The sequence below is a fragment of the Aliiroseovarius sp. B-4 genome (assembly GCF_056857795.1).
Genome location: NZ_JBSXNV010000037.1, coordinates 149,254 through 162,282, shown reverse-complemented (window position 1 = coordinate 162,282; position 13,029 = coordinate 149,254). Strand labels below are relative to the sequence as shown.

14 protein-coding genes are annotated in these 13,029 nt (G+C 57.9%); 6 read left to right on the top strand and 8 right to left on the bottom strand.

What is annotated here, in order from left to right; translation table 11 throughout:
• Window positions 1–98: 98 nt before the first annotated feature.
• From AC13C8_RS10705 to AC13C8_RS10680, 6 genes are read right to left on the bottom strand one after another with little or no spacing between them, the layout of a single operon-like run.
• Window positions 99–839, bottom strand: a complete 741-nt coding sequence (locus tag AC13C8_RS10705) for an ABC transporter ATP-binding protein (RefSeq protein ID WP_091430759.1) — start codon at window positions 837–839, stop codon at window positions 99–101.
• Entirely contained in the window at window positions 836–1,693 is an 858-nt protein-coding gene (locus tag AC13C8_RS10700; RefSeq protein ID WP_091430761.1) for an ABC transporter ATP-binding protein, read from the bottom strand. The genes AC13C8_RS10705 and AC13C8_RS10700 overlap by 4 nt, the downstream gene beginning before the upstream one ends.
• The gene (locus tag AC13C8_RS10695) at window positions 1,693–2,601 is read right to left on the bottom strand and encodes an ABC transporter permease (RefSeq protein ID WP_177179333.1); all 909 of its coding nucleotides are present in this window, start codon (window positions 2,599–2,601) and stop codon (window positions 1,693–1,695) included. Before AC13C8_RS10695 ends, AC13C8_RS10700 begins: the two co-directional genes overlap by 1 nt.
• Window positions 2,602–2,615: 14 nt before the next feature.
• Window positions 2,616–3,689: an ABC transporter permease gene (locus AC13C8_RS10690; RefSeq protein ID WP_091430764.1), complete on the bottom strand. Its 1,074-nt coding sequence runs from the start codon at window positions 3,687–3,689 to the stop codon at window positions 2,616–2,618.
• On the bottom strand, window positions 3,690–5,285 hold the full coding sequence (locus AC13C8_RS10685; protein ID WP_482847283.1) for an ABC transporter substrate-binding protein: 1,596 nt from the start codon (window positions 5,283–5,285) through the stop codon (window positions 3,690–3,692).
• A gap of 50 nt (window positions 5,286–5,335) precedes the next feature.
• Window positions 5,336–6,382, bottom strand: coding sequence for a dipeptidase (locus AC13C8_RS10680; RefSeq protein WP_482847309.1), 1,047 nt, complete (start codon window positions 6,380–6,382; stop codon window positions 5,336–5,338).
• A 129-nt stretch (window positions 6,383–6,511) separates the two neighbouring features.
• Between AC13C8_RS10680 and AC13C8_RS10675 the strand changes: the two genes are divergently transcribed.
• From AC13C8_RS10675 to AC13C8_RS10650, 6 genes are all read left to right on the top strand, one after another.
• Window positions 6,512–7,420, top strand: a complete 909-nt coding sequence (locus tag AC13C8_RS10675; protein WP_091430770.1) for a LysR family transcriptional regulator — start codon at window positions 6,512–6,514, stop codon at window positions 7,418–7,420.
• A 162-nt stretch (window positions 7,421–7,582) separates the two neighbouring features.
• Complete coding sequence (locus AC13C8_RS10670) at window positions 7,583–8,326, top strand: DUF1538 family protein (protein WP_482847282.1); 744 nt, start codon at window positions 7,583–7,585, stop codon at window positions 8,324–8,326.
• Window positions 8,323–9,105, top strand: a complete 783-nt coding sequence (locus AC13C8_RS10665) for a DUF1538 domain-containing protein (protein ID WP_091430772.1) — start codon at window positions 8,323–8,325, stop codon at window positions 9,103–9,105. Before AC13C8_RS10670 ends, AC13C8_RS10665 begins: the two co-directional genes overlap by 4 nt.
• Complete coding sequence (locus tag AC13C8_RS10660) at window positions 9,102–9,455, top strand: P-II family nitrogen regulator (RefSeq protein WP_091430774.1); 354 nt, start codon at window positions 9,102–9,104, stop codon at window positions 9,453–9,455. Before AC13C8_RS10665 ends, AC13C8_RS10660 begins: the two co-directional genes overlap by 4 nt.
• Entirely contained in the window at window positions 9,452–9,871 is a 420-nt protein-coding gene (locus tag AC13C8_RS10655; protein WP_091430775.1) for a CBS domain-containing protein, read from the top strand. The genes AC13C8_RS10660 and AC13C8_RS10655 overlap by 4 nt, the downstream gene beginning before the upstream one ends.
• A 185-nt stretch (window positions 9,872–10,056) precedes the next feature.
• Window positions 10,057–11,067, top strand: coding sequence for a PAS domain-containing protein (locus AC13C8_RS10650; RefSeq protein ID WP_482847281.1), 1,011 nt, complete (start codon window positions 10,057–10,059; stop codon window positions 11,065–11,067).
• 55 nt (window positions 11,068–11,122) lie between these two features.
• On the opposite strand, the gene AC13C8_RS10645 is transcribed toward AC13C8_RS10650, so the two are convergent.
• Entirely contained in the window at window positions 11,123–11,728 is a 606-nt protein-coding gene (locus tag AC13C8_RS10645) for an exopolysaccharide biosynthesis protein (protein ID WP_177179334.1), read from the bottom strand.
• Window positions 11,725–12,930, bottom strand: coding sequence for an MFS transporter (locus AC13C8_RS10640; protein ID WP_482847280.1), 1,206 nt, complete (start codon window positions 12,928–12,930; stop codon window positions 11,725–11,727). The genes AC13C8_RS10645 and AC13C8_RS10640 overlap by 4 nt, the downstream gene beginning before the upstream one ends.
• Between the last annotated feature and the right edge of the window lie 99 nt (window positions 12,931–13,029).

Sequence of the window (13,029 nt, the reverse complement as noted above, 5' to 3'; positions counted from 1 at the left end):
TCGCCGAACTGCCATACCTGATGCTTAAATCAGATGGTTACGAAGGGAAACAATTTAGAGCCAGTCGTGCTGTTCATCAAAAAACGCACAGGCACGTGTCAAAGCGATGCTTCGAGCAACTGCCTTGAATACGGATGCTCGGCATTCATATGTCTCAGGACATCAACATCCAGCACCTCGACGATCTCGCCATCCTTCATCACTGCCAGCCGGTCGCACATGTGACCCACGACGGACAGGTCATGGGACACCATCACATAGGTCAGATTATGTTCGGTGCGTAAATCCGCCAAAAGGTTCAGAATTTCCGCCTGCACAGACACATCCAACGCCGAGGTGGGTTCATCCAGCAACAGCAGGTCAGGCTCCGGCGCCAGCGCGCGCGCAATCGCCACCCGCTGACGTTGCCCGCCAGACAGCTGGTGCGGATAGCGGAAGCGAAACTTTTGTCCCAGCCCCACATCGTCCAACAACCGGACAACCCGCGCGTCGATGTCCTTGAACCCATGCAAATGCAGCGTCTCGCCCAGCACCTGATCAACTGAATGACGCGGGTGAAGCGAGGCATAGGGGTCCTGAAACACCATCTGCACCGTCTTGAAGAAGGACTTGGGCCGTTTGTGCCCGATGACCTGCCCCTCGACCATGATATTGCCTGACCAATCTGGCGCCAGCCCGGTGATGGCGCGCAGGATCGTGGATTTCCCCGACCCACTTTCCCCGACCAGGCCAAAACTTTCGCCCTGTGCCACGTCAAACGTGGCGTGCTTGACCGCATCCACCCGGTCGCGGTGGCTGCCGAACCAGACGTTCAGGTCTTGAACTTCCAACATCTTCATACGCGTCCACTCACACTTGGGGCCTCGGACCAGGCCGGATCACGTTTCAGAACCTCAAGGCGCTCGCGAGGTGCATCCAGCCGGGGAAGAGAATTCAGAAGTCCCCGCGTATAAGGGTGTTTGGCATCGTGCAGCTTGTCCGCGTCGCAGACCTCGACAATGCGGCCCGCATACATGATCAGCACGCGATCACAGAAATCGGCAACAAGGTTCAGGTCGTGGCTGATGAAGATCAGGCCCATCCCGCGTTCTTTAACCAGCTTGTCCATGATATCCAGCACTTGTCGCTGCACCGATACGTCCAGCGCCGAGGTCGGTTCGTCCGCGATCAGGATCTCGGGGTTCGGGATCAACATCATTGCAATCATAATTCGCTGACCCATCCCGCCCGACATTTCGTGCGGATAGGCACGCATCACCCGTTCGGAATCGCGAATCGAGACGGCTTCGAGCATCTCAAGCGACTTGTTATAGGCCGCCGACTTGGATACCGAATTGTGTAACCGATAGGCCTCGATGATCTGATCACCAATAGTCATCACCGGATTGAGCGAGAATTTTGGATCCTGCATTACCATGCTGATCCGCTGGCCGCGCACCTCGCGCATCTCTTTCTCGGTCTTGTCCAGCAGGTTGACGCCTTCAAGGTTGATGTGATCCGCCTCGACGATCCCCGGCGGGCGGATCAGCCGCAAGATGGCGCGGCCGGTCATGGATTTGCCCGAGCCACTTTCGCCCACGATCCCCAACCGCTCGCGCCCCAGCGCGAAGGACACACCGCGCACGGCGTCAAAAACGCCCTGACGGGTTGGAAATTTCACCCAGAGATTTTCAACGTCGAGAAGCACAGTCATTATTCACCTGCCTTCGGATCAAGAACATCCCGCAGACCGTCGCCCAAAAGGTTGAAGGCCAGTGACACGGTGAAGATGGCAAGGCCGGGCATGGTGGCAACCCACCAATGATCCAGAATAAACCGGCGCCCTTCGGAAATCATCGCGCCCCATTCCGGGCTGGGCGGCTGGGCACCAAGGCCAAGGAACCCAAGGCCAGCGGCAGCCAGAATGATCCCGGCCATGTCCAGCGTCACCCGCACTATCAGCGACGAGATACAAAGCGGCCAGATGTGCTTGGTAATGATCCTCAGAGCGCCTGCCCCCTGCAACTTGATCGCGCTGATATAGTCCGATGATCGGATCGTCAGCGTCTCGGCCCGGGCAATCCGTGCGTAAGGTGGCCACGCAGTGAGCGAGATCGCCAAGACCGCGTTTTCGATCCCTGCGCCCAGCGCGGCCACGAAGGCGAGCGCCAAGACCAAGCGCGGGAAGGCCAGGAAAATGTCAGTGATGCGCATAAGGATCGTATCAGTCCAGCCGCCCGCATAGCCCGAGATTGTACCGACCAACAGCCCGGCAACAGGGGCGATCAGCGCCACCAGCGCCACGATATAAAGCGTGATCCGTGCGCCATAGATCAGCCGTGACAGGATATCACGCCCCAGACTGTCAGTGCCGAAGATATGCCCCTCGGTGCCCAGGGGGGCGAGCCGGTTGCCCAGATCCTGCACATAGGGGTCATGAGGCGAGAGCCACGGCGCGGCGGCGGCAATAACCACCAGCGCCACCAGAATGCCCAACCCGATCATCGCCATCGTATTGCTGCGAAAGGACAGCCAGCCTTGATAGAAATTCGAGATTTTCGCGTGACGGCGCGACGTTGGCGTGTCCGTCAGCAGCCATTGTTTCAGCGTTTGTTCGGTCATCGACAGTGTCCCGCCTATTTCGCGCGTGGATCAAAGACCTTGTAGAGCAGGTCTGAGAAGATATTGAGCAGGATGAAGATCAGCCCGACCACGACAGTGCCCCCCAGCACGGCGTTCATGTCAGCGGACAGAAGGGCCGTGGTGATGTAGCTGCCGATACCGGGCCACGAGAAGATGATCTCGGTCAGCACGGACCCTTCCAAAAGGCCCGCGTAACTCAGCGCGATCACGGTAATCAGTTGCACGCGGATGTTCTTGAAGGCGTGTTTCCAGACCACGTCCCATTCCGACATGCCTTTGACGCGTGCCGTGGTGACGTATTCGGCGCTGAGTTGTTCCAGCATAAATGATCGTGTCATGCGGCTGATATAGGCCAGCGAGTAATAGCCCAGCAGCGATGCTGGCAGGATGATGTGCGAAAACGCATTTCGGAACACATCCCAATTGCCATCCAGGGCGGCGTCCACAAGGATCAGGCCCGTGACGCTGGGCACAACGTCGACATAGAAGATGCCCACTCTGCCAGGCCCGCCCACCCAGCCAAGAATACCATAAAAAATCAACAGCCCCATGAGGCCCAGCCAGAAGATCGGCATGGAGTAACCGACAAGGGCCAGCACGCGGGCAACCTGGTCAATCCAGGACCCCTTGCGCACAGCTGCCAGCACACCCAACGGCACCCCCAGGACAATCCCGAAAATGATGCCCAGCGTTGCCAGTTCCAGCGTGGCGGGGAAGACGCGGACGATATCCTCGGACACCGGGCGCGCGTTTAGCAGCGAGGTGCCGAAATCCAGATGCAGCACATCCCAGATGTAATAGAAGAACTGCACGATCAGTGGCTTGTCCAATCCAAGCTGCTGATAAACAGCGTCATAGGTTGACTGCGAAGCGCGTTCACCAACGATGGCCAGCACCGGATCAATCGGCATAACCCGTCCGATGATGAAGGTCACGAACAGCAGCCCCAACAGCGTCACCGCTATTGACCCCAGTGTTCGAACCGTGGTGCGTGCCACTGGCCAAATACTGGCGGAAAGAGGCGCCCTTGGCGGGCGCCTCTCGTGATTGTCTTCGGTCAGGGCCATTTACTTTGTGACCTGCCAATAGGCGGCAGAGGTCACAGCCTGGCCGGTGGACCAGTTCATCACGTTGTCACGCAATGCAGACTGTTCGATCTGCTGGAACATGATCGCAAAGGGCGAAATCTCGCGGAACTCGGCCTGAATGTCCTGATACATCTGGATCCGCTTGTCGCGATCCCCCTCGGTCACGGCTGCCTCGACTTTCGGTGTCAGCCCGCCGGTATCCCAGGCGTTCCGCCAGGCCAGAAGGCCGGTGGCTTGCGCTTCGTCACTGTTGTCGGGATTATAGGCAAAGGTGCCCGCGTTGGTTTGCGGGTCAGGATAGTCCGGCCCCCAAGCCCCCAGATACATGTCCAATTCGCGCGCGCGATACCGTGCAAGGATCTGTTTCGCCGTGCCGACAGTGATATTCAGCGTAATCCCGGCTTGAGCCAATGTGTTTTGCAGGGATTGTGCGATCTCGATCCTTTCCTGCGCCTCGCGCACGCCAGTTTCGATTTCCAGCCCTTCCACGCCAGCCGCCGCCAGCAACTCCTTGGCCTTCTCGATATTCAGCGAGAAGGGATTTTCCTCGGAAGCGCCCAGATAGGTTGCCGGCAAGAAGTTCTGATGGATCGTATATTGCCCCTTCAGAAAGCTGTTCTTCATTCCTTCATAGTCGATCAGGTATTTGAACGCCTGACGGACTTCGGGCTTGGACAGCTCCGGGTGTTTCTGGTTCAGCGACAGATACATCAGACGGCCCTTCAGCTCGTCTTCGACTTTGATACCACCCGCTTCCATCACACCTGCAATGTCCTCCGGGTTCAGGTTGCGGGCGATGTCGATATCACCGCGTTCCAGCAGAAGGCGCTGAGAAGCACTTTCCAGAACATGGCGCACGATCACCCGCTCCATCGCCGGCGCTCCGCCATAGTAATCGGGGTTCGAGGTCAGCGTCACACTTTCATTCGGCTTCCAGCTATCGAGCATATACGGCCCCGACCCTGCGGAATTGGTTTTCAGCCAGGTGTTGCCCATGTCGCCATCGACTTCGTTGGCCATCACCGTTTCCTTGTCGACAATCCCACCAATAGTGGCTGTCAGACAGTTCAACACAAACGATGTCGCGTATTGCTTGTCGGTCGTGATGATCAATTTGTTGCCTTCGGCCCGGATTGTCTCGGTTGCGTTTTCCGGGGTGAAGCCGAATTGGGTCAGGATGAACGCAGGGGTCTTGTTCAGAATAACAGCCCGTTGCAGTGAAAACGCCGCATCTTCGGCGCGCACCGGGTTGCCGGAATGGAAGGTGACACCTTCGCGCATGGTGAAGGTGATTGTCTTGCCGTCTTCACTGACCTCCCAGCTTTCGGCCAGGTCAGGTTTATAGCCCGCAGCAAGATCGAGCGGATCGAGAGTGACCAGTCGGCCATAGACATTGCGGCTGATGTCCGAGCCTGCGAATTCAAAGCTTTCTGCCGGATCCAGCGTGGTCACATCGTCAATACGGTTGGCGATGACCAGCATATTGGCGGGCGTTTCGGCATAGGCTGCGAAGGACGACACCCCCACAGCAAGTCCTATCGCGGCACTTGTCAGCAATCTGTTGATGGTATTCATGTTTGAACCTCTCCTGTTCAGTTATCGTTTGGGCTGCATGCAGGTTGGGGCTATTCCCCCCATGTTATTTCCAGCACACGCAGCCAGTTTTCATGGCAAAGCTTGGCAATCAACGCCTCGCCATATCCGTGTTGCGCCATGGCCTGCCGAAGCTTCGGCAGACCGGCACAAGTTGTTATATCTTGCGGCACGACCGCCCCATCATAGTCCGACCCCAAACCGACGCGATCCTCGCCCAGTTGTTCGATCAGATGATCAAGGTGACGCAGCATCTGTGTCAGCGGCACATCAGGTAGCATCCGCCCGTCATCGCGCAGAAAGGCCACTGCAAAGTTCAGCCCGACCATGCCATCGCTTTCGCGGATTGCAGCCAGTTGTTTGTCCGTCAGATTGCGACTGTGCGGACAGATCGCATGAGCGTTCGAGTGGGTCGCCACCAACGGCTTGGCCGAATGACGTGCGACATCCCAGAACCCCGCCTCGTTCAGGTGAGACAAGTCTATCATGATGCCAAGCTCATTGCACCGACGGATCAGGCGAAGGCCATGATCGGTCAACCCGTCCCCAATATCTGGGGTGCTGGGGTACCGAAACGGGACACCATATCCGAAAATGGTTGACCGGCTCCATACCGGGCCGATCGAGCGCAACCCTGCCTGATACAAAACTTCAAGCGTGTTCAGTTCCGCGTCAATCGCCTCGGCACCTTCGATGTGAAAAATGGCGGCAATATGCCCAGCTTCGAGCGTCTTGCGAATTTGCGCCGCTGTCCGGCAGACGGTCAGCGCGCCACGATCCTGAAGGTCAAACAGGATCGCTATCTGAGACATTGCAACGGGCAACGCGTCTTCCCAGTCAATGGGGTCAGGCAATGGCAGGTCATATTTCGCCTTCGCCATTTCCTGCATCTTGAAATCCATGTCGACGGACGATGGAATGTAGACGGCGAAGAAGCCACCCCCGAAACCACCCGCCCGCGCGCGCAGCACATCTATCGCGCCATCACGTCCGGTCAGAAAGGTTGGCGCAGCCGCTTTACCGCCAGCCCGATAGAGCTTCAACAAGACGTCATTGTGCCCATCGAATACCAAAGGCATGGTTTGGCTGGTCACGTGTGATCTCCCCAAGGCAACACCGCGCCAGCTTATGTCAGGTTTCCTCATAGACGAGAGAAATATTCATGATATTTTCTCATAGAGTGATTACACTTATGAAGAGAGAGCACAATGCCGACCAAATCCTGGCACAGTTTGCCTGAATATCAGGCCCTCCGCGCCTTGATGGAAAGCGGCACAACGTCGAAAGCGGCGGTCAGGCTGGGCTTGTCGCAATCTGCCATCAGCCGCTCCATTGCCAGTCTGGAAGCCCGCACCGGTCGGATCCTGTTTGAACGTGAGGGCGGGCGCCTGCGCCCCACCAGCGAGGCGGTGCAGATGAATCGACGGCTGGATCCATTGTTCGAAGCGCTGGACCGGATCGACGGCCCGCCTGAAATGGCGCGCGAGACCTTGCGCCTTATTGCGCCGCCTACCTATGCCCACCGTTTCCTGGTGCATCACATTGCCACCTTCTTGAAAACAAACCCGCATTTTTATGTCAGCCTTGAAGTTGCCCCGTCCGAAGACGTCATTCGCGGCATCCTGGATCGACGGTTTGATTTGGGGGTCAGCGGTGTCGAGCTGTCGCGCAACGGTGTCAAACTGACCCCCTATCGGTCTGCAACCGCGGTCTGCGCCATGCCGCATGATCACCCGTTGGCAGACAGGTCGATCATCCATCCCACCGACCTGCATGAACAGGCGTTGGTGGCCCTGACGCATCGCCACGCCCGGCGCGCACAACTTGACAAAGTGCTGCAAGCCCACCGCAGCACGCCGCGCATTGTTGCCGAGGCATCGACCTCGTTCGCGGCGGTGGATTTGGCGAAGGAAGGGCTGGGGTTGACCATCGTGAACCCCTTCCCCATCGTGCAATACCGTGCCGACGATGTCGTCTTTCGCCCCTTTGACTCGCAGATCGAGTATCGCAGCTATTTCGTGTCGTCAGACGACAGGCCCACCTCAGGCGTCACACGTGCCTTCATGCGGCACCTCAGATTGCACACGGCAAAAGACCCATTTTCGCAAAAGGCTTAGATACCAGCATCAAGCAATGCCAGATTGTCAAACCGCAATCAGGGCGAGAACAGAATTGTATGCTGCCGGGCTTGCTTCTAGTATCGGGCTGACATGACACGGTGACAGAGGTCGCGGCCTGACAGGTCCGCCTGTTTGAACCATCCAAATGGCAGGAACCCGTTGCTGGACGAGATTAAATCACTAGCACTTCTGACGCTTGGAACGGCACGCGACCTGGCCCCGATAGTCGGGGTTGTGGCCGTGTTTCAGTTTCTGATCCTCAGACAACCCATGGATGATGTCGGTGAAAAGCTGATCGGACTTCTGTTTGTCATGGCAGGGCTGGCAATCTTCATCCGGGGGTTAGAGCTTGCCTTGTTTCCCATCGGGGAATCCCTAGCCGACGCCTTCGCCAACAAGGGCAGTCTGTTCTGGCTTTTGACCTTCGCCTTCGCGTTGGGATTTGGCACGACCGTGGCAGAACCTGCCTTGATAGCCGTCAGTCGCGAAGCCGCGCGGGTCATGTCCGACATTGGTGCCGTTGGCGCCAGCAAGGCCGAACAGGTCAGCTATGCCAATGCGTTGCGATATACCGTCGCGGCGGCGGTGGGGTCGTCCCTTGTCATCGGTGTCATGCGGATATTGCTGGGCTGGCCAATTCATTACCTGATCATCGGGGGCTATGTTCTTGTCGTGATCATGACCGCCTTCGCCCCGGCCGAGATCATCGGCATCGCCTATGACAGCGGCGGGGTGACAACCTCGACCGTGACTGTGCCACTGACCACCGCGCTGGGTGTGGGGCTGGCCAGCGTCATCAAGGGCCGCAACCCGATGATTGACGGGTTCGGGCTGGTCGCGTTCGCCAGCCTGCTGCCAATCGTCTTTGTGCTTGGCTTTGGGATCGTGGGGGCGATGCAATGATTGAAGAACTGCTGGCCACCTTCATCGCGACCATCAAGGATGTGCTGCCCATCCTGGCCGTGTTGATCTTTTTTCAGGCGGTCGTTCTGCGAAAACCGGTGCCACATCTGCGCAGCGTGTTGGTGGGCGGGGTCTATGTGGTTCTGGGACTGGGCCTGTTCCTGTTCGGCCTGAAAGAAGCCCTGTTCCCGCTGGGCGAAGCGATGGCCCGTCAACTGACCGACCCTGCCTTTCTGGGCGATCCCACAGACTGGACCGCGCATGGCTGGACCTATTTGTTCGCCTTCGCCATCGGCTTTTCCACGACCATAGCCGAGCCGTCTTTAATCGCGGTGGCCATCAAAGCACGCGAAGTATCGGGGGGAACGGTCAAGGAATGGGGGCTTCGCATTGCAGTTGCTGTCGGCGTCGCGCTCAGCCTGGTGTTCGGCACCTACCGGATCGTTACGGGAACGCCGCTCTATATGTATATGATCGTGGGGTATGCGGTTGTTATCGTTCAGACTATCTTTGCCCCAAAGAATATCGTGCCACTGGCCTATGACAGCGGCGGGGTCACAACCTCGACGGTAACTGTGCCGTTGGTGGCAGCCCTTGGGCTTGGGCTGGCCTCGACCGTTCCGGGCCGCAGCCCGGCGCTGGACGGGTTCGGTTTGATTGCCTTGGCCAGCCTGTTTCCCATGATCACGGTCATGGGCTATGCGCAATTGGTGCAGTGGAAAGACGCAAGGCGGGACCGACCGCGCGCGCCAAAATCTAGAACGGAGGACATCGAATGAAGTTCAAACTGATTATCTCGCTGGCGCAGGATGCCTATACGGACGTCATTGTTGACGCGGCCCGCAGCGCAGGAGCCACCGGGGCCACGGTGATCACCAGCGTCCGCGGCGAAGGGCTGGAAAAGAAGAAAACTTTTCTGGGCCTGACGGTCGCGGGACAGCGGGATATGGCGCTATTCCTGGTGGAAGAACACCTTGCCGCCAACATTCTTGAAACCATCTGCACAGCGGGCGAGTTTTTGCAGGAACCGGGGCGCGGCGTCGTCTTCCAGATCGACATCGAAGACGCAATCGGCCTTGAAACACAGGTCAAAGCCCTGAAAACATCGTTGGAAAAGGACGAGTTATGAATCAGCCGGAAGAAACCCGTGTTCGCGACGCCGTGCGGCAGGACCCCCATATCATCAATGGTTTGGCATCGGTTGCCGAAGCGTTGCAAATTTTCGAAACCTCCGGGCAAGACACGATGGTGATTGAAAAACGATCGCCTGATGACGAGTTTGGCGTTCTGACGATCAGCATGATCGCACGACAGGTCTTTGCCAGGAACCGCGCACCCGCCCGGGTCAGTGTATACGAGGTGATGGAAAAGCCAGCGATCAACATTTCGGGAAATATGCAAGCGCGCTATGCGATCCGCTTGCTGACCCGGCTGAACCTTGATGTCGCACTGGTGGTGGAGGATGATGTTTTGATCGGAACGGTGGGCTTGCGTGAGCTAACCTTGGCCGAGGCGTCTTCCGTCACGTCAGATCACGCCGACTAACCCAACCACGCGCTTGACGCTGCAACGGGTTCCGGGGCAACTTCCATGTCGGGCATCGCCCATCAACCCGCCAACCATGAACAACGCGCTTCAGCTTCAGGCGCACCACCTGTCCGTCATCAATTTCTGCTCTCAGCGACCCCACTCGGAGCTGTTGAGCGACAGCAACAAGAGCAGGCCGTTAGATGTCCGAAACCTATGACGATTCCTGGCTGCGCGAAAACCTGTCGGAGCTGCCTTACGCCGCGTGCATGACGGACCCTAATTTGCCCGACAACCCGCTGGTCTTCGTGAATGATCTGTTTTGTGATCTGACTGGATACCCGCAGGACCAGTTGATCGGCAAAAACTGCCGCCTGTTGCAAACCCCCGCAACCGATCAGACTGAAGTCGCGCGCATCCACGACGCACTTGAAAAAGGCCGTGAGATTGCGGCTGATGTTCTGAACACCCGTGCAGACGGCACAACCTTCTGGAACCGGCTTTCGATTAAACCCATCCACGACGATGCCGGCACCCTACAGCGGTTCACCGGCGTCCTGATGCAGATCGACGACAGCCCCATTGAATCGCTGCTGGAAGCGCGGCGCCAATCCGAAACCGCCATCAACGAACTGCACCACCGGTTGAAGAACCACCTGTCGCTTATCCACTCGTCCGCGCGGCTTCAGATCCGGGAGAGCGGCGAGAATGAAGGGCTGCTGGCCGTGATGAACCGCATCCAGTCCCTGCAAACATTATATGCCACGATGGAACAGGGGACCGAGGCTCCGACCGACATCAAACGGGTTGACCTGTTTGCCCATCTCGCCACAATCTGCAAGGCCGTTACCGATCTTGAGGATCGCATCGACTTCGAAAGTGATATTCCTGCCGACCCGATTGAGGTGGGTATCGACACGGCCACGCAGTTGGGCATGATGGTGGCAGAGCTTGTCACCAACGCCATGCAACATGCTTTTGGCGAGAACAGGGGAACCATCACATTGCAGGGTGGGGTTACGGCAGATGGCGTCACTATTACCGTCACCGATGATGGTCGCGGAATAACCGATGGGCAAACCGATGCGCTTGGTTCAGGTCTGGGCGGTAAAATATTGCGCCAAATGGCTAAAACTCTGTCAGCAGACCTGAAAACCGAGCAGCGCAATCCCGGAACGGCCGTCCGGTTGAGCCTTTCGTTGGACCGAAAATAACGCGGTCCTGGTTTGCGAAAGAAGCCGGACTTGGGGCAGTTTCATGCGACCCGTTCTAGCCAAGCAACTGCCCGATAGTGGCCACCATGGCCACTGTAGTTGCCAGACCGGTCAACCCCAACAGGGCAAACACACCATCCTTGCTGATCAGCGATATGGACAGCAACGCGACGACGGCCGCCAACAGCGACGACGTCATGGGCACCAGTTCAAGAAACGGCATCGCGGCACCGCACAGTAGGCAGATTGTGTAAAGCAGATAGGAAAAAGGCGGGGTCGCCAGCACCGCCAGCCGACGCGTGGTGACGTCCTGCACCCATTTTAATGGCCCCTCAAGGCGGGACAATGCTGTGTCAAGTTTGCGGCGCGGCAAATGGCGACGCAGGATGAAGGCGGGCAACCAAAGCCTTTCGCGCCCCATTAACAATTGTGCCGATACCATCGCAATCAGCATTCCACTGATCGACGACAGCCCTGGCACGCCACTGAGCGGCGTGACAATGACAAGGCTGACAAAAAGCAGGATCGGCGTGAACGATGCCACGCCCAAGTGATCAATCATCGCTTCGATCGACGTTTCCTTCTGATCTCGTATCTCATGGATGGTCTCCACGATATCGGCGATCTGGTTGTCCGGGTCTTTATCCTGGTTGCCGGTCATTGCGGCACCCCATCGCATTCTGTCCGTGCCAGACGCGTGGCGAACCCAGCACCGATAGCCGCCATCACCGCGCACAGCAAAAGCGCGTGCGCTGCACCAGCAAAATGGGCTACGCCCCCCAGCCCCAGACCTGCCAGAAGGACGATGCCAATCACGGTATTGCTCAGGGCGGTGTATCGCAGACGCGTATCGTTCTGTGTCATATCGGTCAGGAAAATGCTTCGGCCCGACCGCACACCTTGATAAGCGACCTGCGCCACGAACATCAGACTCGTCGCATACCACATGTTCAACGCCCCGCTGCCCCACAGGACCACACCCGCCGTCAATGCGTAAACACCCGATGCGATCAGGCCTGCCAAAATCAACGACAAACGGCTGGATTTATCAGACAGGCGACCCCAGAGAAACGCAGATGCTGACGCCGCCAAGGCTGACGCCACCACCATTGGACCCAGTCGTGTCAGGCTGCTTTCAGACGCACCCACCGTCACCATGACAATGAACGGCGGCGCGAAGGCCGTCGCGGTCAGAAAACTGCGGGCAAGAATAAAGAACTGAAAGGAACGATCTGTGAAAAGCGGCTGAAAGAACTCCGACCAGGCTTGCGCGTTTTCCTTGGCGTCTGTTGTCGCATCTTCTTGAAGCTGCATGAACATCAAAGCTGCGGCGATGAATAGAAGCCCGGCCAGAAACACAAAGCCCGCGACAGCTTCGACCGAAACGCCGCCAAACACCCCAAACGACATCGACGCCCCATAGGCAAACCCGAAAGTCGCCGCGATACTTCCCGCAGCACCAATCACAGCACCACGCTTCCCTTGCGGAACGGACCGTGCCAACGCATCCTTATATGTTGTCGACGCAACCGAGCGACTGATGGCGAGCACCGCCACAGCCGCCAAAATCAACCATCCTGCCCATGCGCCCTCCAACTTGAGGGCGACCATCGCGATCCCGACCGCCATTACGCCCTGCACGGCCGCCCCGATGGCCCAAAATCGTTTTCGGATGGACTGCGTCTGCACCCATCGGGCCACCCATAACTGCGGCAGCAATGCCCCGGCTTCGCGCACCGGAACAAGTGCGCCGATCAGAAACACCGGCGCGCCGATAGCACCCATAAGCCAGCTTAGCACCAGCTTGGGATCAATCAGGGAATCTGCGGTCTTGGACGCACTGAGGGACAGGACATGAACCAACCCGTTTCCGTTGTGGCATTGATCAGTTCGGTCCCCTGCTCCCGCGGTACCTATAGACTGGCCCCTCATCTTCCGAAGGGAATTGGCAATCATCAAATG